The 22,384-nt window shown below is 42.0% G+C and carries 18 protein-coding genes, 1 pseudogene and 1 riboswitch; of the genes and pseudogenes, 11 read left to right on the forward strand and 8 right to left on the reverse strand.

The features are described from left to right. The first annotated feature begins 294 nt into the window (after positions 1–294). On the forward strand, positions 295–909 hold the full coding sequence (locus QZU58_RS01720) for an RNA-binding protein (RefSeq protein ID WP_294461469.1): 615 nt from the start codon (positions 295–297) through the stop codon (positions 907–909). Positions 910–915: 6 nt separating this feature from the next. Here the strand turns inward: QZU58_RS01720 and murI are convergent, their stop codons facing one another. Both murI and QZU58_RS01730 read right to left on the reverse strand, forming a co-directional pair. Beyond that, positions 916–1,731, reverse strand: coding sequence for a glutamate racemase (gene murI / locus QZU58_RS01725; protein WP_294494220.1), 816 nt, complete (start codon positions 1,729–1,731; stop codon positions 916–918). 74 nt (positions 1,732–1,805) lie between these two features. Next, entirely contained in the window at positions 1,806–3,659 is a 1,854-nt protein-coding gene (locus QZU58_RS01730) for a TonB-dependent receptor (protein WP_294494222.1), read from the reverse strand. 27 nt (positions 3,660–3,686) lie between these two features. Beyond that, positions 3,687–3,838: riboswitch (cobalamin riboswitch) on the reverse strand. 278 nt (positions 3,839–4,116) lie between these two features. Between QZU58_RS01730 and trmA the strand changes: the two genes are divergently transcribed. After that, entirely contained in the window at positions 4,117–5,253 is a 1,137-nt protein-coding gene (gene trmA / locus QZU58_RS01735) for a tRNA (uridine(54)-C5)-methyltransferase TrmA (RefSeq protein ID WP_294494225.1), read from the forward strand. Between the two features lie 127 nt (positions 5,254–5,380). On the opposite strand, the gene QZU58_RS01740 is transcribed toward trmA, so the two are convergent. Together QZU58_RS01740 and rpmE are read right to left on the reverse strand one after the other, a co-directional pair. Next, positions 5,381–6,634: a malic enzyme-like NAD(P)-binding protein gene (locus QZU58_RS01740; RefSeq protein WP_294494228.1), complete on the reverse strand. Its 1,254-nt coding sequence runs from the start codon at positions 6,632–6,634 to the stop codon at positions 5,381–5,383. A gap of 358 nt (positions 6,635–6,992) precedes the next feature. Further along, complete coding sequence (rpmE, locus tag QZU58_RS01745; protein ID WP_031578746.1) at positions 6,993–7,208, reverse strand: 50S ribosomal protein L31; 216 nt, start codon at positions 7,206–7,208, stop codon at positions 6,993–6,995. 160 nt (positions 7,209–7,368) lie between these two features. Here rpmE and QZU58_RS01750 point away from each other — a divergent pair, with 160 nt between their 5' ends. From QZU58_RS01750 to QZU58_RS01775, 6 genes and pseudogenes are all read left to right on the forward strand, one after another. Beyond that, the gene (locus QZU58_RS01750) at positions 7,369–9,567 is read left to right on the forward strand and encodes a primosomal protein N' (protein WP_294494231.1); all 2,199 of its coding nucleotides are present in this window, start codon (positions 7,369–7,371) and stop codon (positions 9,565–9,567) included. A 109-nt stretch (positions 9,568–9,676) separates the two neighbouring features. Continuing rightward, positions 9,677–11,358: pseudogene (gene argS / locus QZU58_RS01755) on the forward strand (arginine--tRNA ligase). After that, entirely contained in the window at positions 11,358–12,149 is a 792-nt protein-coding gene (locus tag QZU58_RS01760; RefSeq protein WP_294461963.1) for an SPOR domain-containing protein, read from the forward strand. The pseudogene argS and the gene QZU58_RS01760 overlap by 1 nt, the downstream one beginning before the upstream one ends. A gap of 26 nt (positions 12,150–12,175) precedes the next feature. Further along, a complete protein-coding gene (hslV, locus tag QZU58_RS01765; protein WP_294461966.1) occupies positions 12,176–12,700 on the forward strand; it encodes an ATP-dependent protease subunit HslV in 525 nt (174 codons plus the stop codon). Positions 12,701–12,738: 38 nt separating this feature from the next. After that, positions 12,739–14,085, forward strand: coding sequence for an ATP-dependent protease ATPase subunit HslU (gene hslU, locus QZU58_RS01770; RefSeq protein WP_294494234.1), 1,347 nt, complete (start codon positions 12,739–12,741; stop codon positions 14,083–14,085). Between the two features lie 15 nt (positions 14,086–14,100). After that, positions 14,101–14,337, forward strand: coding sequence for a hypothetical protein (locus QZU58_RS01775; RefSeq protein WP_294461971.1), 237 nt, complete (start codon positions 14,101–14,103; stop codon positions 14,335–14,337). 2 nt (positions 14,338–14,339) lie between these two features. Here QZU58_RS01775 and rraA read toward each other — a convergent pair whose 3' ends face one another. From rraA to QZU58_RS01790, 3 genes are read right to left on the reverse strand one after another with little or no spacing between them, the layout of a single operon-like run. Beyond that, a complete protein-coding gene (gene rraA / locus QZU58_RS01780; protein WP_294461974.1) occupies positions 14,340–14,828 on the reverse strand; it encodes a ribonuclease E activity regulator RraA in 489 nt (162 codons plus the stop codon). A 9-nt stretch (positions 14,829–14,837) separates the two neighbouring features. After that, positions 14,838–15,614 (reverse strand): serine O-acetyltransferase, encoded by a 777-nt coding sequence (gene cysE, locus QZU58_RS01785; protein WP_294461976.1) that lies wholly within the window; start codon positions 15,612–15,614, stop codon positions 14,838–14,840. Between the two features lie 2 nt (positions 15,615–15,616). Further along, positions 15,617–16,522 (reverse strand): cation diffusion facilitator family transporter, encoded by a 906-nt coding sequence (locus QZU58_RS01790; protein ID WP_294461978.1) that lies wholly within the window; start codon positions 16,520–16,522, stop codon positions 15,617–15,619. A 317-nt stretch (positions 16,523–16,839) separates the two neighbouring features. On the opposite strand from QZU58_RS01790, the gene plsB reads away from it, so the two are divergent. Beyond that, on the forward strand, positions 16,840–19,293 hold the full coding sequence (plsB, locus tag QZU58_RS01795) for a glycerol-3-phosphate 1-O-acyltransferase PlsB (protein WP_294461981.1): 2,454 nt from the start codon (positions 16,840–16,842) through the stop codon (positions 19,291–19,293). Between the two features lie 60 nt (positions 19,294–19,353). On the opposite strand, the gene QZU58_RS01800 is transcribed toward plsB, so the two are convergent. Beyond that, entirely contained in the window at positions 19,354–19,995 is a 642-nt protein-coding gene (locus QZU58_RS01800; protein WP_363174808.1) for a rhomboid family intramembrane serine protease, read from the reverse strand. 79 nt (positions 19,996–20,074) lie between these two features. On the opposite strand from QZU58_RS01800, the gene waaF reads away from it, so the two are divergent. Further along, positions 20,075–21,118: a lipopolysaccharide heptosyltransferase II gene (gene waaF, locus QZU58_RS01805; RefSeq protein ID WP_294494237.1), complete on the forward strand. Its 1,044-nt coding sequence runs from the start codon at positions 20,075–20,077 to the stop codon at positions 21,116–21,118. Further along, positions 21,118–22,368 carry a 3-deoxy-D-manno-octulosonic acid transferase gene (locus tag QZU58_RS01810; RefSeq protein ID WP_294494240.1) on the forward strand — a complete coding sequence of 417 codons (1,251 nt, stop codon included), beginning with the start codon at positions 21,118–21,120 and terminating at the stop codon, positions 22,366–22,368. Before waaF ends, QZU58_RS01810 begins: the two co-directional genes overlap by 1 nt. The last annotated feature ends 16 nt before the right edge of the window (positions 22,369–22,384 follow it).

Here is a 22,384-nt window from a genome sequence, read left to right on the forward strand (position 1 = left end):
TTCGTTTTTAAAGAACTTTTTTCGTTTCGCTCTGTTCAGCGAACGATGTGTATTTTAGGTTTTTTATTTTTTTCGTCAACACTTTTTTTGATCTTTTTCAGATTTTTTAAATTTTTTGGTCAAATTTTTGTCAATTATCATAATATAAGTCAATTTTTGAGCTATTAATCAACTTTGTCGCAATTATTTATACTTAAAATCACAAGAATGCTTGGATTTATTTCCATTCCTTTGTGCATGTCATCTAAACTTAAGGTTGCAGACATGTAATTTTCAAAACATGAGGAAAACATTATGTCCGTTAACACACAATATCTGAAGTCATGTTTTCTTTCTCTGATAGTAACTCTAGTATATGTTGCCGTCGCACTGAAAGCCTTCAAATTAGAACCGGAACCATCTTTCTTAATCACAAGCACCATATTTGTTTTCATGTCAGGCCTGATTGCCCCGCTGGCATTCACTCTTAAGGATAAAATAGTTACTGACGAAATTGAGAACGCAAGACCTGATGATGCACCGATAGACCTTCCGAAGAATTTAAAGAAATCTCTTTCCAACCCGGTGAATACCAATAAACCACAGAACTCTTCCGAACCACCTCAGAAAACCTATTTTTCCTTTATCCCAATGCCTGAGGATGAATCTGCGGTGTGTGATATTTTTATCGGCAACATACCGTTTGCCTTAAACGAATTTGAATTGAAGAAAATCTTATTCGGCGTCAGCAAAAACATCTGCTCCATAAAAATTCCTAAGGACCCAAAAACAAAGAAGCGTAAAAACTTCGCCTTCGTACGCGTGCTCAGTACGGAAAAGGACTCATTCATATCCGGTCTGAACGGTCGCGAGGTAAAGGGCAGAAAACTGTCAGTCAAGGAAGCAAACAACAGGACAATATCCGCATAGCCTTTATCATGCGAAAATTCTGAGATCACTAAATCCGAACTTTCTGAAACCGGATATAAGTTCGCTGTTCAGTTTTCTGATATCCGTACAGTAGGCCGTAGGTTCGGTTATTACCTCTGTGACAGAATTTTCTGTATTTTCACAGTTTTTTTCTTTCTCATTTTCAAGAAGATATCTTATTCTTCTGGCTATGGCATCGCCGGAATCTACTAAAACGACCTCAGGAAGGACCTTCTGGATTTCGTCTCTTAAGTGCGGAAAATGTGTACAGCCGAGAACTACGGTATCAGGTCTGACATCCCCGCATGTCCACTCGTTAAGAACGTGACTAATTATTTCGGCATCATACGGTAAGCCGATCATTTTTCTTTCAGCTATTTCTACTAATTCTGATGTTCCTATTTTCAGTATCTTCTTATCATGTGCAAAGGCGTTAATAAGATCCATCGTATATTTTCGTCTTATTGTGGCTGGTGTAGCCAGAAGACCTATAACCCCGTTTCTGGTTATCTTTGAAGCCGGTTTAATGGCAGGAACAACACCGACAATGGGAATAGTCACGGATTTCCTGACCTGTTCCAAAGCCACGGTACTTGCCGTATTGCAGGCGATTACGACAAGATCCACGTGAATTGCCGAAGTAAATCTCTGAATCAGATCCACTACTCTGCGTATTACAACATCATCCGGCTGAATACCATACGGAAAACAAAGATTATCAAACAGATACAGGGGATTAATATTCCCGTTCTGTCTCATAGCCTCCTGACAAACTGACAGTCCGCCTATTCCTGAATCAAAAAAAAGAACACTGTAATTCATGGTAATCTCTATTCTTTACAAAAAAGGGCGTCGGATATACCGACGCCCTAATAATAAATCCAAATCAGAAATAATTAAAACAGATTCTTTATTTCGATTGTACCTGAATATACTCTGCCACCGGTAGGATAGCCTGCATTGTATTCATACTTCTTATCAAGCAGATTATCAATACCGAATCCGAAACGTACATATTTGTTCATTCCTGCAGGAGTTACGCCTACACCTAAGTTAACAACAGCGAACCCGCCCAGAGTCTTGCCGTTTGAGAATGTTCTCTTTGAGGTAAATCTGTAATCGGCATAGCCGTCTAAACCAAAATCAGCGAACATATCATCTGAATCGAACATGTACTTTGCCTTGTAGAGCTGCTTGGCCCTGCCGTATACTGTCTTATGAGTATCCTTGTTCTTCGGATTCATAAGAGATGCAGAGAAGTCGAGTTCATGATACTTTGCAAACGGAATATTTGCTCCGCCTTCAACACCCTTGATATTAACCTTGCTGATGTTTTCATACTGCCAGGTAAGAGGGTCTGAACCTATTTGATCCTTTATGTTATTGTAAAAACCTGAAATAAAGAAATACTGGTTTCTCAAAGTAACTTCAAGATTCTTGGACTTTTCCGGATCCAGTCTGCTGTTGCCATATCCAGGATAATATAATTCCTGCATGTTAGGCGCTCTATAAGCCGTTCCGTATCTTACGGAGAACTGGTAATCTTCAAGGAATGATGCACCGATTCCAACATTATAAGTTCCTTCAGAACCGTAAACGGAATTGTCGTCAATTCTTCCTGACAATTCACCTGACAGGAATGAATAATCGTACCTTGCAAATACAAAGGCAGCCTTATTGTTAATTGAAATCGCACTGTTTGCGAAATTGCCGCTCCATTCAACCTTTGAATTCTTATTAAGTCTGCTGTAAGCATAGTCAGCCCCGAAACCAAGTCTCAGATCAGTTACGGGATAGAATTCATTGGTGAAATGAGAATTAATGGTATCCATCTTGAATGCAGAGGACTGCATGTCGGAAACAGGAACACCCTTTGGATGATTGTAGTCATTGTCATGGGTGTACATGGTACCGAAATCGAAAGCATACAGATCATTACCGAAATCGGCTCCGATTGACGCGATCTGGTTTTCGTCGTAGTTCACGCTGGTGCCGGCAACACCGTTCCATGAATTGTCGTAATCACCTTCATTCTTAATGCGCTTGTAGTCGGCTCTTATTTCCAGATCGTTGTCGAAAGTATGTGAGTAGCCTATTTGAACATCATAGTTGTCAAATCCGTGTCTGGCCCCATCATTAATTCCGGGAACGGGATGTACATTAAACCCGTCAGAACTGCTTACGCCACCTGTTACCTTTAATGCATCATTTTCGGTAATTGCAAAAGTATTCTGCAGATTGAAGTCGTGGGTATCATAGCTCGAATAAGTATATGCGGCTCTCTGCTTGTTCTTATATTCAGGCTTGGTAATGATATTAATTACACCGAGAACAGCATTGGCACCGTAAACGGAAGCCCTGTGGCCTCTAATGAACTCAACCTTCTCAATCATGTTGGCTGGTATATGATTGGCGTTTAATTCACCTATCTTGCTGGTGCTCAGTGATTCACCGTCAAGAAGCACGAGTACCTGATTTGAATTACCGCCGCGAACGTAGAATGATGCATTCTGACCTCTGCCACCATATGATGTAACCTGTACACTAGGTAAAAGTGCAACAATATCAGTTAAGGTTTTCAGATTTCTTTCCTGAATTTCCTTCTCGGTAATAACGTCAATCTGACCGAGAACGTGTGTCTTTGTTTCGGAAATACGGGATGCGGAAACAACAACTTCATCCGTTGTATCGGTTCCGGCATAAGCGAGAACAGGCACGAACAAACCTGCTAAGAGTACATTTTTTTTCATAAAACTATCCATTGCGCGTAGACATGTAAAATTACTAAGACCATTGGCAAGTGTTCGGACTGAACGCCGGGAAAAGAACACGCAGTTCCCACCGACGATATCACCGTTGCGCGACAGTTTCGGATTTTCACCGTATTTCCTTGCTTTTCCGGTCAAAAAACAACCGGAATTCAAAAGTCACAGTCATTGTATCATCAAATAAATTACATTCATTAAGGTTAAATCAAAATCGGATGTAGCATCGCATATTCAACGCCTGCGGCATCCCGAACCGTTCCTAAAAGCTGAAGTAAAAGCTTATTCTTAACATAATGCGACGGCATTATATTGATTTATCCACAAAAAAACAATCCGCCCCCGGCTGAAGGGGAAATCCCCCTTCTGTGAATAAGTTTTTAGAATCCTTAATGTTCTGTTATAATCCTCGCCGATTAAGTTTTAAGCCAGAAGGTTTTATATGAAAGATTTTGAAATATTAGATACCTCCACCTATGAACAGCAGTTAACCGTGAAGACCTCAAGATTAACGGCCGAGTTTAAAAATCTTTTTAACGTTCCCGCCCCGGAAATCTTTACCTCCGATCCGATTCACTACAGAATGAGAGCCAAATTCTGTATTTATCTCGAAGGCGATACCGTGCGTTACTACATGGTGGACACCTCTGACCAGAACAAAAGAAAGGCTTTCCTTAAACAGTTCCCTACGGCTTCGGTTCTAATCAACAGACTCATGCCGGTCATTGCCGAACTCATAAGCGGAAACGCCGAACTCACCCGGAAATTTTTCGAAATTAACTTTCTGACAACCCTGAGCGGAGAGGCCTTAATTACCCTTCTTTATCACAGAAAGCTTGATGAAGTCTGGATTGAAGCCGCCCGCAACCTTCTTAAACAGCTCCGTGAAAGATTTCCGGATAACGTCATAAACATCATAGGCAGAGCCCTGAAACAGAAGATTCTTCTGGATACCGACTGCGTTTACGAAACTCTCACTGTTAACGGCAGAAAGTACAGATATCAGCAGGTGGAAAACAGCTTTACCCAGCCGAACGCCCACGTTTCCGAAAAAATGCTCACCTGGGTTCAGGACAATACCAGAGGATTAAGTGACACCGATCTGCTGGAGCTTTACTGCGGTAACGGCAATTTCTCCATCGCCTTGTCAGGAAATTTCAGAAAGATCCTTGCCACGGAAATTTCCAAGACCAGCGTGGAATCGGCTCAGATTAACATTGCCATGAACAACGTAACCAATCTCAAGATTATCCGCCTGAGTGCCGAGGAGTTCACCGAAGCCTTAAACAAGAAGAGGGAATTCAACCGTCTTAAGAACAACAACGTAAATCTTGATGACTACTCATGCAGGGCCGTACTGGTTGATCCGCCGAGAGCAGGTCTGGATCCGGATACCATCGATCTGCTTAAGAGATACGAGATCATCATTTACATTTCATGCAATCCGGTTACCCTGATGGACAATCTCAAATCCCTGACCGAAACCCATGACATCAGCAGATTCGCCTTCTTTGACCAGTTCCCTTATACCGAGGAGCATATTGAGAGCGGAGTCATTCTGACCAGAAAACCTCAGTAATTATCCGGTTTTCACTCCAGAACGTAATCAATTCCGTTTCCGGACGATAAAAAATAACCCCCCGTTACACAGGTAACGGGGGGTTATGGTTCATACCGCATTAAGTCCGTAACCGGACTCACCGGGATTATTCGTTTTCCAGATAGTGATCAGGAAGCGGAGCACGTGCGACACCTGATTTCACGGCTGCCTCAGCAACGGCCTTTGATACCCATGAATACAGGCGGTGATCTACAGGCTTAGGCATAATGTAATGAGGTCCGAACTCAAAATGATCTTCACCACAAGCCTTTGCAACTTCTTCAGGAACCGGTTCCTGAGCCAGCAGGCGAATTGCATTCATTGCAGCCTTCTTCATTTCGAGATTAATTTCGGTGGCTCTTACGTCTAAGGCACCTCTGAAAAGGAATGGGAAACAGATTACATTGTTAATCTGATTTGGATAATCCGATCTTCCGGTTCCGAAAATAATGTCAGGGCGAACTTCCTGAACAAGTGCCGGGGAAACTTCCGGATCAGGATTTGAACAGGCAAGAATTACAGCCTTTGGAGCCATACTCATGACCTCTTCTCTAGTCACCAGATTAGGACCTGACACACCAAGGAACGCATCTGCACCTTCCATGGCTTCAGCTAAAGTCTTTGGACCGGTATCGTTGATGAATTTCTTCTTCTGTTCGTTCAGATCGGTTCTGTCGGATCTAATGACGCCGTGACGATCAATCATAAAGAAGTTTTCTGGTTTTACGCCACACTGTAACAGGAATGTTGAACATGCTATACCGGCAGCCCCTGCGCCAAGACATACAACTCTGCAGTCTTCAACCTTCTTACCCTGAAGCTGCAAAGCATTCAGCATACCTGCAGTAGTAACAATGGCAGTGCCGTGCTGATCATCGTGGAATACAGGAATTGAACAGATTTTCTTTAACTTTTCTTCAATTTCAAAGCATTCCGGAGCCTTAATGTCCTCAAGGTTAATACCGCCAAAGGTATCGGCAATGTTAGCAACGGTATTAACAAAATCATCAACATCCTTGTGTTTAACTTCGATATCTATGGCATTTACATTTGCGAAACGTTTGAACAGCAGAGCCTTTCCTTCCATGACCGGCTTAGAGGCCAAAGGACCTAAATTACCCAGACCTAATATTGCGGTACCGTTTGATATAACGGCAACAAGGTTGCCCTTGATGGTGTACTTGTACGCATCTTCTGGATTCTTGGCTATTTCACGTACTGGTTCTGCAACTCCAGGACTGTAAGCCAGAGTCAGATCATGTGACGTATCAGCTGGTTTGGTAATCTCAATGGAGATCTTACCAGGTGTCGGATGAGCATGGTAATCCAAAGCATCATCATGTAATTTCTTATCGGCCATTCGATAATCTCCGAATTACAACATACCTGGCACAGTATGTTGTTACGTTTTTCTAATTTTATTAACCCTTTGTATAACAACAAAATATACAATTCCACCTATTCTGAGTATACCTAGTTATCTGTATACTGAGTGTGTAGGGTTTAATTATAAGCGAGAATTTTTCTTTTGTTACAGGATACGGGGCTTATCTTTATAAAATTTATGATTATCCCACAATTTTAAGAATTGATAGCGCATTAATTACGCAAAAAAGGTCAGAAAGTCTGTCATTGTTTGTGAAGTTTCTCTTCCCCAAAAAAAGAACACACTGCACGACAGTGCAGTGTGTCTTGATTGATTTACTTTCAGAAGCCTTTTACTTCTTTGAAGAAAGCATACCGAAGCGCTTGTTGAAGCGTTCTACACGTCCGCCGGTATCAACAATCTTCTGCTTACCGGTGTAGAAAGGATGACAAGCTGAACAAACATCAATAACGATGTCGTGACCAACGGTTGAGCGGGTCTGGAAAGTATTACCGCATGAGCACTTAACGGTTACAACGTCGTATGCTGGATGAATATCTTTTTTCATGGAAAACCTCTTAAGATAGAGTTACATCGCCCTTCTGACCACTTTTCGCGTCAGATACGATGTAAAATACAAACAAAAATATAAAAATGCATGCGAATGATATATTATTGAGCAATGTTCTGCAAGATAAACTTTTGATTTTTTGACATTTAATATTGCCATGTACTTACAGTTAGCCGTAAACACTCCGATATATCAAACCTTTGAATACAAAACACCACAGAATATTGTTTATTCAGACAGAAATCTGTGCGGATGTCGTGCGCTTGTCAAATTCGGTAACAGAAAAACCATAGGTGTTATTGTAAGCACATCGGATAAGCAGTCGTATTCGGGCAGAGGCGTTATCAGGGAAGTTGAAGAAATTCTTGATGACACCCCCGTATTTGACATGTATGCCATTCGCCTTCTCTCATGGGCATCATCATATTATCACTATCCTGTAGGAGAGGTTTTCTATACTGCTCTGCCACCTCTTCTGAAAAAACAGAATAAAGCAGAACTTAAACCTATCGATCTGTGGTCAGCCGCCCCCGGAGCCGACACTTCCTCGATAAAAAGAGCAAAAGCATGTCAGTCGACACTTGAAATCATCAGACAGTCCCCGTGTACAACTCACAAATTAAAAGAACTTGGAATCAGTTCAGCCATCATTAACAAATTATCGGGGCTGAATCTCATAACTAAAACCAATCTTCGTGATCAGGTAAATGAATGGTCACAGGAACAGCTAGAGGTAACAGGTACCAAAAAACTTAATGAGGAACAGCAGGCGGCATACGATACAATCAGCTCTGCCTCCGGGTTCAACGTCTTTGTGATAAATGGTGTTACCGGTTCGGGAAAGACCGAAATATACCTTCAGCTCATAGCCGATAAATTGGCTGAGGGCAAACAGGCCCTGGTTCTTGTCCCGGAAATAAACCTTACCCCGCAGACGGTAAAAAGATTTTACGATCGGTTCAATGCTCCCATAGTATGCATTCATTCATCCATGAATGACAGTGAACGTTTTGAATCTTTTGTCATGATGCAGCGAAACGAAGCGGCAATACTCATAGGAACCAGAAGCGCCCTTTTCGCAAACATCCCTAATCTAGGAATTATCATCATCGATGAAGAACATGATTCATCATACCGTCAGGGTGACGGATTCAGGTATCATGCCAGAGACTGCGCCGTAATGCTGGGATATCTTCGTAATATTCCGGTAGTCATGGGAACAGCTACCCCTTCTATCGAAACCGTAAACAACATCCGAAAAAACAAATACAGGGAACTGATACTGACAAGAAGAGCTGGAAACGCCACCGATGCAATATTCAGTATCATCGACATGCGTAAACAATTCATAGATCATGGTATCTCAAGGGAACTGGCTCTCCACATAAATGAAGAACTGGCTAAGGGCAATCAGGCATTGCTCCTTCTGAACCGCAGGGGATATTCACAGAAACTCATCTGCCACAACTGCGGATATGTTTTCATGTGCACCAACTGCGATTCCAGTCTTACGTATCACAAGACCGAAAACAAGCTGTTGTGCCACCATTGCGAATCCAGATACAGTATTCCACATCAGTGTCCGCAGTGCGGATTTACCGAGCTGACACCTACCGGAAACGGTACAGAACAGATTTTTGAGCACCTGATGCAGCTGTTTCCCAACGCCCGTCCAGTCAGAGTTGACAGAGATTCCGTCAGCGGAAAAGGAACCCTCAACACACTCCTCGATGACATTAATGACAACAAGTACAACATTATCATCGGCACGCAGATGCTGGCAAAAGGACATCATTTTCCAAACGTCACCTTGGTAGGGATTGTTGATATTGATTCCTGCCTTTTTTCAAATAATTACCGTGCCCACGAGCTGCTTGCACAACTGATAGTGCAGGTTGCGGGAAGATCAGGTCGCGGAAATAAACAGGGATACGTATTTCTTCAGACACACAGTCCGGAACATCCGGTTCTTACAACGCTTCTGGCCGGGGGATATCAGGCCTTTACAGAAAACTGTCTTAATATAAGGAGACAACTGATGCTGCCTCCATTCACAAGCAATGCCATACTAAAAGCTGACAGCTCATCACGTGAAAAAGTTATAACGTTTATTTCTGATGCCTACGCATTCATGCTCCGTGAATCTCAAAAATTCCAATCAGTGAAAGTTATGCATCCGTCATCAGCGTATATTGCAAGAAAACAAAAACGATATCACTTTAACATACTGATTAATGCCGCAGGAAAAAAAGACCTGTCGGATTTTGTCGACATAATCATTGCAAATATTGATAAATTCCGGGACAAATCGGGAGTTCATGCCGTAATTGAAATAGATCCGCTGAGCAATGAATAACTGATGCATGAGCGTTAATTCCCGATTTATTATTTAAGTGGAAAAAAAAACGCTGACAGAGTAAAATTTAGCAAAATTTGTGTATTTTACTAATATAGCAATCGCGATTATGAAACAGAAAATTCAAGACATCTTAACCGAAATAGTCGAACAGTTTAAAAAGAATAATCTTATTCCTCAGGATGCAACAATCCGAGTAATGATTGAAAACACCAAGGATAAGAAGAACGGTGATTACGCCACCAATCTTGCCATGCTTCTGGCCAAGCCTATGAAGAAGAAGCCACAGGAAATCGCTTCACTGATTGTTGACAGCATCCCCGTAACGGATGAGATTACCAAGGTTGAAATTGCTGGTCCTGGATTTATCAATTTCTTTGTTAGTAAAAATTATCTGGCTTCTCAGGTTGAAGCAATCCTTAATGACGAACATCTCGGCGTAAAAACGGCCGCCAAACCGGAAACAGTGGTTATAGACTACTCCTCTCCTAACGTTGCCAAGGAAATGGCAGTTCATCACATCCGTTCAACGGTTATCGGTGATGCGGTAGTCCGTATTCTGGAATTCCTTGGTCACAAGGTTATCAGAGCAAACCACATAGGAGACTGGGGAACCCAGTTCGGCATGCTGATCGCATTTTCTATCGTGAAGCCAAAAAATGCTATGAAAGCGATGAAGAATTTGCAGTCAAGGCAAGAGGCTACGTCGTTAAACTTCAGAGTGGCGATGAATACTGTCTTAAGATGTGGAAAAAGCTTGTTAACATCACCATGGTTCAGAACCAGGAAATATATGACAGGCTAAACATTTCCCTCACAGAAAACGACATCATGGGTGAAAGCTTATACAACCCTATGCTCAAACCTCTGGTCGAAGACCTTGTCAACAAGAATCTCGCTGTGAAGGATGACGGTGCAATGGTTGTTTACCTCAAGAACTTCGCAGACAAGGACGGAAATCCTCGTGGCGTGATTGTCCAGAAAAAGGACGGTGGCTTCCTCTATACCACTACAGACATTGCATGTACAAAGTACCGTTGTGAAACTCTCGGCGCTAACAGAATCATCTGCTTTGCAGACAGTCGCCAGCACGAACATCTGATGATGTCATGGGAAATTGCCCGCCTTGCCGGATATGTTCCTGACGGGGTTGTTCTCGAACACGGAGCTTTTGGCATGATGCTCGGCAAAGACGGCAAGCCGTTCAAGACCCGCGACGGCGGTACCGTTAAATTAAAAGATCTGCTGAATGAAGCCGAAACCAGAGCAGCTGAACTTATAGCACAGAGAAACAACGATCTTCCTGAAGATCTCAGGGAACAGGTTATTAAAACCGTGGCTATGGGCGCAGTTAAATATGCCGACCTTTCAAAAAACAGAACCACCGACTATGTTTTTGACTGGGATAACATGCTGACCTTCGAAGGCAATACTGCACCGTATCTCCAGTATGCGTACAGCCGCATACAGTCAATCTTCAAAAAAGCAGGTGATGCGGAACCCGGCAGTATTGTTATCAATACCCCGGAAGAAGAGGCGCTTGCACAGCAGTTTGTCAAGTTTAATGAGGCTGTTAACAATGCGGCCGCAAAGATTGCCCCTCACCTCATTTGTACCTACGTATATGAACTCGCAGGCCTTTTCATGAGATTCTACGAAGCATGTCCTATCAACAAGGATGATGTACCGGCAGATATTAAGGCAAGTCGTCTTTCACTGTGTAAAGCAGCTTCGTCAATTCTCAAGACAGGCCTCGGCATGCTCGGCATTAATGTTCTGGACAGAATGTAATGGTAGCGACTGTAAGAACCAGAAAAAGGTCATCCAAAAAAGGCTCTAAAAAGAGTCAGGTTTCCGGATGGCAGGCAAAAATCATCATCCTGGCGGCGATATTAATTATTGCCATGCTGGGTGCTTTGTTGTGGCAATTGCAGTCAAATAAACAGTCAGGCAAACCTGCGACTTATTCCCAGAAAAACTCACAACAATCTGGAAAGAAGCAGGTTGCCGATAACGTCAACAGGTATCAGTACACTGAAATTCTGGAAAAGAAGAGTATTGATACCGGTTCAGGCGTAACCATTACCCGAAACTATGAAGCAGAAACGATTGCCCGAGAAAATGCCAGAAAAAAGGCATTGGCGGAAAAAAGAAGAAAACTGGAAGAAGAGCGTCGCAGAATTGAAGAAGAGAAGGCCAGAATAGCCGAGGAAAAACGACGTCTTGCAGAAGAAAAACGCAGACTTGCCGAAGAGAAAAAAGCCAAGCAGATGGCCAAAAACCAACAGGATTCAGTCGCTTCCTCTAAAGGCACCGGTACCGTACCTTCAAAACCGGCGCTTCCCGGGAAATTCTATATTGAATGCGCTGAGAATTACCGAACTGAGAAACTTGCTCAGGAAAAAAAGGCAATGCTTGCGTTCCACGGCAAGGAATCCAACGTTTTCCACAAAAGGATCGGTGGCGGATATGCATTCGCCGTCCGTGTTGGCCCTTACTCAACACAGGCCGAAGCAGAGAAATCAAGAGCCGAAATCGTAAATGCAAAACTGGGGTCATCATGTGCCCTTGTCAAATACTAAAACATTAACGGATTTATAATCAACTCATGACAACTATCGTATCAGTCCGCAGAAATGGCAAGGTTGTAATCGGAGGAGACGGACAGGTCTCTCTCGGAAACACAGTTCTAAAAGCGAATGCCAGAAAAGTCAGAAAATTAAACAATGGAACCATTATATCCGGCTTTGCGGGTTCAACCGCAGATGCATTCACACTTCTGGATATTTTCGAAGAACAGGTAAAATCCAGTAACGGCAATTTTGAAAAAGGCGTAATTTCCTTCTCCAAACTTTGGAGAACCGATAAGGCCCTCAGGCGACTGGAAGCCATGATGATTGTGGCTGATAAGTCAAAATCTTTTCTTATCAGCGGTGCCGGTGACGTCATTACACAGGATGATGATCTTCTGGCCATAGGCTCAGGTGGTAATTATGCGTACAGTGCCGCCAAGGCATTGCTGGAAAATACCGACCTTGATGCTGAAGAAATAGTTAAGAAAGCTCTTACCATCGCAGGTGAAATCTGCGTATTCACCAACAACAAATTCACAATTGAATCAATTGAGGCGTGACAGCAGCGCAACATTTATCTTAACGGAATTTATTGCAGATGAACGATTTAACCCCTAGTAAAATTGTAGAACAGCTGAATAAACACATCATTGGCCAGGATAAAGCAAAACGTTCCGTGGCAATAGCAATGCGCAACAGATGGAGACGCATGCAACTGGATGAGAAGTTCAGATCTGAAGTCACTCCAAAGAATATTTTAATGATAGGTCCTACCGGTGTAGGTAAGACAGAAATTGCCAGACGACTGGCAAAACTCACGGACGCTCCTTTTCTGAAGGTTGAGGCCACGAAATTCACAGAAGTCGGTTACGTCGGCAAGGAAGTTGATTCCATAATCAAGGATCTGGCGAATGTTGCCATGAAAATGCTTCGCGAACAGCAGCATAAAAAGCACCAGAGTGAAGCTTCTGCCAAAGCTGAAAAAAAGGTGGTTGAAGCAATTCTCGCAAAACTGAAGGAAGACCATCAGGAATCGGACGAATCAGGAACCTTCTTTTATCAGATACCTACACAGGAGGAGATTCTGGAAGATCTGAGGAAGGGTACCTATGATAATGAGGAAATCAGTATCGTGCTCCCTCCTTCAGCTGACCATTCCAACGTACAGATCATGACCCCGCCGGGAATGGAAGACATGGCCAGTCAGTTGGAAGAACTTTTTGGACAGATAAAAATCGGACCGTCAACGCCATCCAAAGTTAAAGTAACTGAAGCCATGAAGGCTATTATTGACGATGAGGTTTCTAAGTTAATCAACGAGAATGATCTGAGAATTGATTTAATCAATCTTGTCGAAAATCATGGAATTATCTTCATCGATGAAATAGATAAGATCTGCGAGAACAAAAACGATACTCAGACAAGAGTCTCAAGAGAAGGTGTTCAGAGAGATCTTCTTCCTCTGATTGAAGGCTGTGCCGTAAGAACAAAGTACGGAATGATCAAAACAGATCATATTCTCTTTATTACCTCTGGAGCGTTCCAATTATCAAAACCTTCAGATCTTATTCCCGAACTCCAGGGCAGACTGCCTATACGAGTTGAACTTCAGCCACTGACCGCAAAGGATTTTGCCAGAATCCTCACTGAACCTCATGCATCTTTGACTGAACAGTGCATTAAACTCATGGAAACTGAAGGAGTAGAAATTAAGTTTACCGAAGACGGTATCGAAGCCATTGCCGAAGCTGCTTACTCAGTAAACAGCACCACTGAAAACATCGGTGCAAGGCGCCTGCATACCATAATGGAAAAACTTACCGAGGACATTTCTTTCAACGCACCTGAATATCGCGGCTCATCTTTTACAATTGATAAAGCCTATGTATCGGAACACCTCGATACGCTCGTTGAAGATGAGGATCTCAGCAGATATATTCTCTAAATTTAGGGGGAATTTATGGCCGAATTTTCCGAACAGGATGAAATAATTCAGAAAATAGAAAGTCTGAAAAACAAGATCAGCAGCTATCAGTCAGCCTGCGATCAGAAACTGCATGATTCAGAGTGTAAATTGAAGTCATCACTTCAGGAAAATGAGGCTCTTCGCAGAGAAAACAGTAATCTGAAAGAGAAAATGTGTAGCTGGCAACGAAGAATTGCCAGCTCCATAGGCATGATAAAAACAGATAAATAATACTAACTGTTAAGATCCAAAGGCTCCTGACTAAGAACTACCCCTGTTTCATCTGCATATATGTAATCACCAGAATAGATTGAGGTACCGGCAAAGTTGACCGGACAATCCTGCTCGCCCTGATCACTTTCTTCTGCCAGTACAGGATAAGCTCCCACTGCCTTTATACCGATATCGAACTCTGAAAGTTCCTTCACATCGCATACAGCTCCGTAACAGACAATCCCCTCCCAGGCGTTATGAGTTGCCAGGGAAATTATATCTTCGGATATTACGGCCTTTCTAAGAGAACCACCGGCATCAATAACCAGTACTTTACCGGATCCGTCCTGACGGAGAATATCAAGAATCAGCCCTATCTGTTCAAAACACTTTACCGTAACAACCTGACCGTAAAACTCCTTCCGGCCACCGTATGAATTAAACAGCGGTTCCAATACGTCAACAGAGTCACCATATATGGTACAGATTTTTGAAGTGCTAAGATACATAATTACCTCCTACAAGATCTGCTGATCCATGTCATCACTTGGTTTTTCGCAGGAACATTTTCCAACAACCTTTGCAGGAACACCGGCAACGGTAGTATGTGCCTCAACATCATGCAACACCACACTTCCTGCTCCTATTTTGGCTCCGGTTCCAACTATTATGTTTCCCAAAATACTGGCACCAGCGCCAATCATAACCCCACTGCAAATTTTTGGATGTCTGTCACCGTGCTCATGTCCGGTACCGCCCAGTGTTACATTATGCAGGAACGATACATCATCACCAACGACTGCAGTTTCACCGATAACAATCCCGGTGGCATGGTCAAACATGATGCCTGCGCCAATTTTGGCCGCAGGATGAATATCAACACCGAATGTAACTGAAATGATATTCTGCAGAAAATAAGCCATCTCATGTCTCTGATTCATCCACAGCCAGTGAGCTATTCTGTATGCCTGAATAGCCTGATAACCTTTAAGATACAGTAACGGCGTGGTGTAATATAGAACCGCAGGATCCCTTGCCTTTACTGCCTCAAGATCAATACCAGCCGCCCGAATAATGCTGTCATCACTCGCAAAGGCTTCGTCGAAAATTTCACGTAATACAACAGCCGGCATTACCGTTGAGTTGAGTCTGTTTGAAAGTTGAAAACTTAAAGCATCAGCAAAGCTTTTCTGATTAATTATGGCCTGAAGAAAAAAACTGCCAAGCATTGGCTCCTTAACCATCATGCTTGTGGCTTCTGTCCTGATGGTATCCCAAATCTGCTCTAAAATCACTGCTACAACCTTATGTTATTCACTTTTTCAGGATTATTGACAGGATCCATATGTATCAATATGTCGGCCTGTGAATATTTGCATAATACCGCTTTTTGTGCTTTTGAAGCAATAGCATGAGCTTCTTCGAGAGAAATATTTCTGTCTATGCACATATGAACCTGTACATATATCCAGTTACCGACTCTGCGTGTTCTCATCTCGTGTAAACCCATCACCCCCGGAGTTGCCATCATTATCGAAGTTATGTCATCTATAATGTAATTGGAGATCTTTTTATCCAGAAGTACATCCAGAGATCTGACCCCTATGCCATGAACTCCCCATGCAATGTATAAGGTAATCATCAATGCAAAAATAACGTCAGCTATTTCATATCCGGTTGATGATATGAACAGGGATACGATAATAGCCACATTAGAATATATGTCACTCTGACAATGAAGCCTGTCCGCAGCAATAATCTGACTGTTGGTTTTTTTAACGACGTAGGTTTGGAATGCCACCACAACCATGGTAAGAATAAGAGCCAGATATGTAACGTAAATACCAAGATCTATATTCACAAGAGGCACCGGATTCAGATACCTGTTTACGGAACTCACAAGCAGGAAAACCGCTGAAGCGGATATAAACGCACACTGTGCAAGACCGGCAAGAGCCTCCATTTTTGCATGACCGTAATTATGGTCCTCATCGGGAGGCTTTATGGCCCATCTTACTGCAAGATAGTTAATAAGCGACGTGACCAGATCCATCATGGAATCGGTCATTGATGCCAGAATGGTTATGGAATTGGAAAAAAACCATACAAACATCTTGGCCAACACAAGAATCAGTGCCATGGCAATTGAACTAAGTGATGCCATGACCACCAGACGTGAATATTTCTGTTCCTCAGATACCATATATACGTTTCCTATGCTGTCCGGAATACCACCGTATCCGTACAGAATAACACTCTATATAAATCATAATACTTTTACCTGATTATGCCAAATAAAGCCCAGGTCAGAAATTACAGAATACATTTCCATCAGCCATGCTGAATCTTATCTGAGTCATTCGCTGATTTACAGCGATATATTACGGTAAAAATCTAATTGTTATTTCGCATGGACTCATCATGATAACTTTTTTCTGTTTAATCACATTAAAATAAAGGGATCGTAAGTATAATAAAAAGTATAAGCCTTATTTACTTAAAAACGGGAGGGGGACGGCTATGCTTAAAGAAAACATACTCAGAGCCATTTTTTACGTTCCCGTTAAGTTCTTGGGGGCATGTCACTATAAAAAGGAAAATCTAAGGGACAGTCTCAATCTTGATGACAACAAAAGAGTCTGCTACATAATGCAGTCCAATTCCATAAGTGACATGTTAACTCTGGAAAAGCTTACCCGTGCACAAAGGCTTCCAAATCCTTTTTCCGTTATTGAATACGGCAACCGTAAAATTCCCCGTACCACCTACATGAAAAAGGTTAATCTTTTGTTTTCCGGGAAAGCCAAAGACTACAACTTTGAAAAAAACTTCCGTGAATGGATTAACTATTCAAAAAAAACCGGTGAAGATTTACAGATTATCCCCGTCAGTATCTTTTGGGGGAGAAATCCCGGACATGTGGGTGAAGCATACAAAGATCCCATCAACCGACCACGAAGCATGTTCAGAAAGTTTCTTCGGGTAGTTTTTCTTGGACTTGATAACCTGACAGTTCTGTCTGAACCAATAAGTCTAAACAAACTGATAGCGGAGTACCCGGAAGACAAAGTTGTTCTTCAGCTGGCAAGTCTTACAAGAGCTGATTTTGAAAACAGACATCTCGAATTCATTGGGCCAAGGCTCCCTAACAGACAATATCTGATTCAGGAATTGCTGCAGAGCGACAACATAAAAGAAGCCATCAAACAGATAAGCAGGGATACCGGAAAAAATTACTCTGAAATTGAATCAGATGCATACAGTATGCTTGATGAAATACTTGCGGACATTTCCTACTCGTCACTCCGCTTTACCTCTGTACTGCTTCATCTTGTGTGGAATAAACTGTATCAGGGTATCACCATAAAAGGAGCGGCCAAGGTTCACGAACTCATTCGCAAGGAACATGAAATTATCTACGTTCCATGCCATCGCAGTCATATGGACTACCTGCTGCTGTTTTATGCTCTTTTTAACGAATGTCTTGTCGTTCCTCATGTAGTGGCCGGCAATAATTTAAACTTCTTTCCTATTAACAGGTATCTGCGCGCCTGCGGAGCATTCTTCATGCGTCGCAAATTCAAAGGAGATACTCTGTATACGGCCGTATTCAGGGAATATATCCATACACTGTGTACCAAAGGATACAGTATCGAATTTTTCATTGAAGGAGGAAGATCCAGAACCGGCAGAACCCTGCCTCCGCGCACGGGACTCGTGTCCATGGCTGTACTGAACCAGCTTCAGACTCCAAACAAGCCTATAACGTTTGTTCCGATATATTTGGGATACGAAAAGGTACTTGAAGTCAATTCATATATGGATGAACTCACAGGAACAAAACAGAAGGAAAAGGAAAGTTTCTGGCAGCTGTTTAACATATACAAGAGATTTAAGTATTATGGTCGCGGGTATATCAGTTTCGGTGAACCCATAACCATTAAAAATTATCTGGAACAGAATATTCCTACATGGCAGGATGATATCAGAGGGATGTCACCCAATGCCAAGCCTTCATGGTTGTTCGATACAGTTAACCAGCTGTCAGATCAGATTATCATAAATCTTAATGCCTCTGCCGCTATCAACGGGCTTAATCTAAGCGCACTGGCCATCCTGTCTGCGAACAAACATACCTTAAGTATTTCCAAGCTGCATGAAGTAGTTAAATTCTATATTCAGGTTCTGAAAAGCAGTCCTGCCATCAAACAGGACATCATCCCCGAAACTCCGAGCCAGATACTGCTCCGTCAGGCCATGGAACTTCATCCGTTCCATATCGAAAAAATTGATGGTGAAAAATATGCAAAGCCATCACCAAAACAAATTATTTATCTGACTTATTTCCGCAATAATATCCAGCATTTCTTTGTACTGCCGGCACTTATTACCACTATTGTCATGGTACATAAGAAGATCAGTTATAAAGACATCATTGTTCACACCAGAAATGTTTTTTATTTTCTTAGGCACGAGCTGTTCTCACCTATTTCCGAAGCAATACTGGATCAGACCGTATCCGACTATCTTAAGTCCTTTAAACTTGCGGAGTATATGCGAACTGAAGACGACATGTATTACATAAATGAAAAATATGGCGATCTTATGCGTATTCTGAGCAGCTGTATATACCTAAATCTAATCAGGTATCTTCTTGCCGTAAGGATTCTCAGTTCTGAAAAAGATAACGTAATTACCATAAAGGATTTTATCGATAAATGCGTTAAGAAGAGCAAGGAGCTGCCCGTAAAAATTACGGATAATTCTCCTGAGTTCTCTGATCCGATAACCTTCAGGGTTATGAGTGAAACACTGATAAGGCATCAGTACATATTCATTATGGAAGAAAAGTCTGAAGAACAACCTAAGAAAAAGATTCCTGGAACTATTAAGAAAAATCCGGCAAAACTGCAAAAACTCGTAAATGCTGTCGGACCGCTGTTACCAAATAATCTGCGACATACCGTAAAGTAGACGCCTAAAATGAAGACAGGGACTGAGGCTGCTTCGTTCGACCTAACAGAAGCGACTGATTTACCTGTTCTTCAGGATGTCGACCAGTCTGCCGAAAATATCACCCAGGGTTTCTTTTCTGCCCATTCCGGCAACAATCTTCCGATAATCAATTATCCCCCAGACCAATCCTGCCGCAAGACCCGCGGCATGAGCCCCGAAAGCCACATGACTGTCGGAAAAATATTCCACAATGTTGAATACTATGTTAATCAGGCACAGCCCCACTGCCATTTTATATCTGCTGTCCGCACAAGGAGACAGGGCAATAATCACGCAGTATCCAACTACTCCGGATACAACACCTGATAATCCGCCAAATGTGTAACTCTGACTTATAAGATACTGAAAAAGATTACTGGTGCCTGAAAAAATAAAAAACATCAGTAGCAGCTTCACCCAGCTGAAGCTGTTTTCAATCAGCCTTCCAAAAAAGGAAAAAATGAGGATGTTAAAAAGAATGTGAAAAAGGCCGAAGTGGAGAAACGCCGGAGTAAAAACCCTCCATATTTCAAAATTATCCACAATCCTGTCGGGAATAAAAAACAGCAAATACTCTATCTTTCCGTGCATAAATTGCTGCAACAGAAAAACAATGAAGCAGAGAGCAATAACCGAATATGTAACGGTATATTTTTTGAAATCTTCTTTAATAATCACCATCTTATAAACAAAACAGCGTCAGTTTGAGATTGACTTGACTTATAATAACAGATGTATCTTAAATTAATAAGGATTTTTTATGCGCATTCTGGTAATTGCTCCATCGTGGATTGGAGATCTGGTCATGTCCCAATGTCTTTACATGGAACTAAAAAAGATTCATCCTGAGGCCGAAATAGACGTAATGGCTCCTAAATGGTGCCTTGACGTACTGCGCAGAATGCCTGAAGTTACAGATGCCATACTAATGCCGTTAGGACATGGAGTATTCAATCTGAGAGAAAGATACCGCCTCGGAAAAGAACTGAGAACAAAGCATTATGACATGGCGTACATACTTCCAAATTCATTTAAGAGTGCCCTTATTCCTTTTTTTGCCGGAATTAAGTACCGCAGAGGATGGCTCGGCGAATCCAGGTATTTCATACTCTCTGATTACCGAAAGAATAAAAAGGATTTTCCAAAGCTTATTGCACGTTACACATCTCTTGCACATACCAATAATGAAGTTAAAAACGAACAAGATCTGAAGGAAATACCTACTCCAAAACTTAAAACAATAAAACCTGACGCAGAAACGGCATATTCGAAATTTTCCATTAACGTAAATTCACCGGTTCTTGGCATTTGCCCGGGAGCGGAATTCGGCCCTACAAAAAAATGGCCACCCGAATATTACGCCTCCATAGCAGAGAAATACCTGAGTTCAGACAGTCATAGAGAAGTTTGGATATTCGGCTCAAACAAAGACATAAAAACAGCTGAAGAGTTAAAAGAGAACATACCTGATAATCTTCATGACAGGGTTCATATTCTTGCAGGGCTGACAACCATTGAAGAGGCAATAGATCTTCTGGCATTATGTCAGTTTGTAATTTGTAATGACTCCGGACTTATGCACGTAAGTGCCGCAGTTGGCGTACGTGTAATAGCAATTTTTGGCTCAACAAGCACTCTTTACACCCCGCCGACCACTTCAAACGCACTGCTTATCGAATCTGATGAACCTTGCCACCCTTGTTTTAAAAAACAGTGCCGTTACGGAACAACTGCATGCCTTAAGAACCTGCGTTCAGAAATGGTCTGGGAAAAAATCTGTAATAAATGGGAAGACATAAAATAATGCTGGAATTTCTTTATAAAGCAGTTACTTTTATACTTGCACCGGTGATATATCTCAAAATAAAGTTGTCTTCCAAGGGCTCGGCTTACGGTGACAGAATCAAGGAACTTCTTGGCGACATACCTGCAAAAGATTATGGCTGTCCGGTATGGTTCCACACAGTAAGCGTAGGAGAAACAATGGGAGCTCTCCCATTAATTAAAAGATTTCATGAATTGAACCCTGACAGGAAAGTTGTAGTTACGACTTCAACACCAACCGGTGCAGCACTGTACCGAAACATATCATATGTGGAGCACCTTTATGCCCCTCTTGACTCGACAATAGCCGTAAACAGATTTATTGACCAGCTTAAACCATCAGCCATGATAATCATGGAAACTGAATTGTGGCCAAATCTTCTTGCGAGACTAAAGAAAAATAACGTACCTGTTATTCTTATGAACGCCAGACTTTCAGACAGAAGTGCATCCAGATACTCCTTATTGGGAAAATCCTTCAATAAGTATATTGGGGACAGACTGACAATGCTCATATGTCAGACTAACGATGACAGAAATAATTTTGAAAAACTTGGAATCAGTTCCGATAAACTGCATATCTCCGGATCTCTCAAATTTGACATTGATGTTAATCAGGAGAAAATTGCACTCGGTGAACAATTCAGTCAGCGTTTTGCACCAAGAAAAATACTGTGTGTGGCCAGCACACATGAAGGTGAAGACGAAATCGCACTGAATATATTCCAAAAGGTACGGGAAAACATTCCTGGACTTCTGCTGATTCTGATACCACGACATCCGGAACGATTCGACAATGTTTATAAAATAGCAGAAGAATCAGGCTTTAAAACAGCAAGAAAAACCGATGCAGAAATATCCTCCGATGTGGACGTGATTATAGGTAATACCATGGGAGAAATGCCCATATACATGAGCGCCTCAACTCTGGTGCTGATGGCAGGGAGTCTGACAGACATAGGCGGACATAATCCTCTCGAAGCCATCGCAGTTAATACCCCCGTGATCAGCGGTCCTTATATTAGAAATTTTAAGAAGATTTTCAACGATCTGGTTGCCAGTAATGCATGTGTTGTCGCAAACACGGAGAATCTTCCAAACGTTATAATATCACTGCTTAATGATAACAATAAACTTACGGAACTCAGCAGAAATGCCATCTCCGTACTCAATTCCAACAAAGGCGCAATTGAAAAGACACTCAACCTGTTATCAGAAAAAATTAATTGACACTGCAATCATGCCA

Origin of the sequence: uncultured Ruminobacter sp., from assembly GCA_902764345.1 — a bacterium.
Classification (GTDB): Bacteria; Pseudomonadota; Gammaproteobacteria; order Enterobacterales; family Succinivibrionaceae; genus Ruminobacter.

Excerpts from the sequence above, each read along its gene's own strand:
- QZU58_RS01760 (WP_294461963.1), top strand. The coding sequence starts at position 11,358 with ATGGTAGCGACTGTAAGAACCAGAAAAAGGTCATCCAAAAAAGGCTCT.
- hslU (WP_294494234.1), top strand. The coding sequence starts at position 12,739 with ATGAACGATTTAACCCCTAGTAAAATTGTAGAACAGCTGAATAAACAC.
- QZU58_RS01800 (WP_363174808.1), bottom strand. The coding sequence starts at position 19,995 with ATGGTGATTATTAAAGAAGATTTCAAAAAATATACCGTTACATATTCG.
- QZU58_RS01720 (WP_294461469.1), top strand. The coding sequence starts at position 295 with ATGTCCGTTAACACACAATATCTGAAGTCATGTTTTCTTTCTCTGATA.
- plsB (WP_294461981.1), top strand. The coding sequence starts at position 16,840 with ATGCTTAAAGAAAACATACTCAGAGCCATTTTTTACGTTCCCGTTAAG.
- QZU58_RS01750 (WP_294494231.1), top strand. The coding sequence starts at position 7,369 with ATGTACTTACAGTTAGCCGTAAACACTCCGATATATCAAACCTTTGAA.
- rraA (WP_294461974.1), bottom strand. The coding sequence starts at position 14,828 with ATGTATCTTAGCACTTCAAAAATCTGTACCATATATGGTGACTCTGTT.
- QZU58_RS01790 (WP_294461978.1), bottom strand. The coding sequence starts at position 16,522 with ATGGTATCTGAGGAACAGAAATATTCACGTCTGGTGGTCATGGCATCA.
- trmA (WP_294494225.1), top strand. The coding sequence starts at position 4,117 with ATGAAAGATTTTGAAATATTAGATACCTCCACCTATGAACAGCAGTTA.
- waaF (WP_294494237.1), top strand. The coding sequence starts at position 20,075 with ATGCGCATTCTGGTAATTGCTCCATCGTGGATTGGAGATCTGGTCATG.
- QZU58_RS01730 (WP_294494222.1), bottom strand. The coding sequence starts at position 3,659 with ATGAAAAAAAATGTACTCTTAGCAGGTTTGTTCGTGCCTGTTCTCGCT.
- QZU58_RS01810 (WP_294494240.1), top strand. The coding sequence starts at position 21,118 with ATGCTGGAATTTCTTTATAAAGCAGTTACTTTTATACTTGCACCGGTG.
- QZU58_RS01775 (WP_294461971.1), top strand. The coding sequence starts at position 14,101 with ATGGCCGAATTTTCCGAACAGGATGAAATAATTCAGAAAATAGAAAGT.
- rpmE (WP_031578746.1), bottom strand. The coding sequence starts at position 7,208 with ATGAAAAAAGATATTCATCCAGCATACGACGTTGTAACCGTTAAGTGC.
- QZU58_RS01740 (WP_294494228.1), bottom strand. The coding sequence starts at position 6,634 with ATGGCCGATAAGAAATTACATGATGATGCTTTGGATTACCATGCTCAT.
- murI (WP_294494220.1), bottom strand. The coding sequence starts at position 1,731 with ATGAATTACAGTGTTCTTTTTTTTGATTCAGGAATAGGCGGACTGTCA.
- hslV (WP_294461966.1), top strand. The coding sequence starts at position 12,176 with ATGACAACTATCGTATCAGTCCGCAGAAATGGCAAGGTTGTAATCGGA.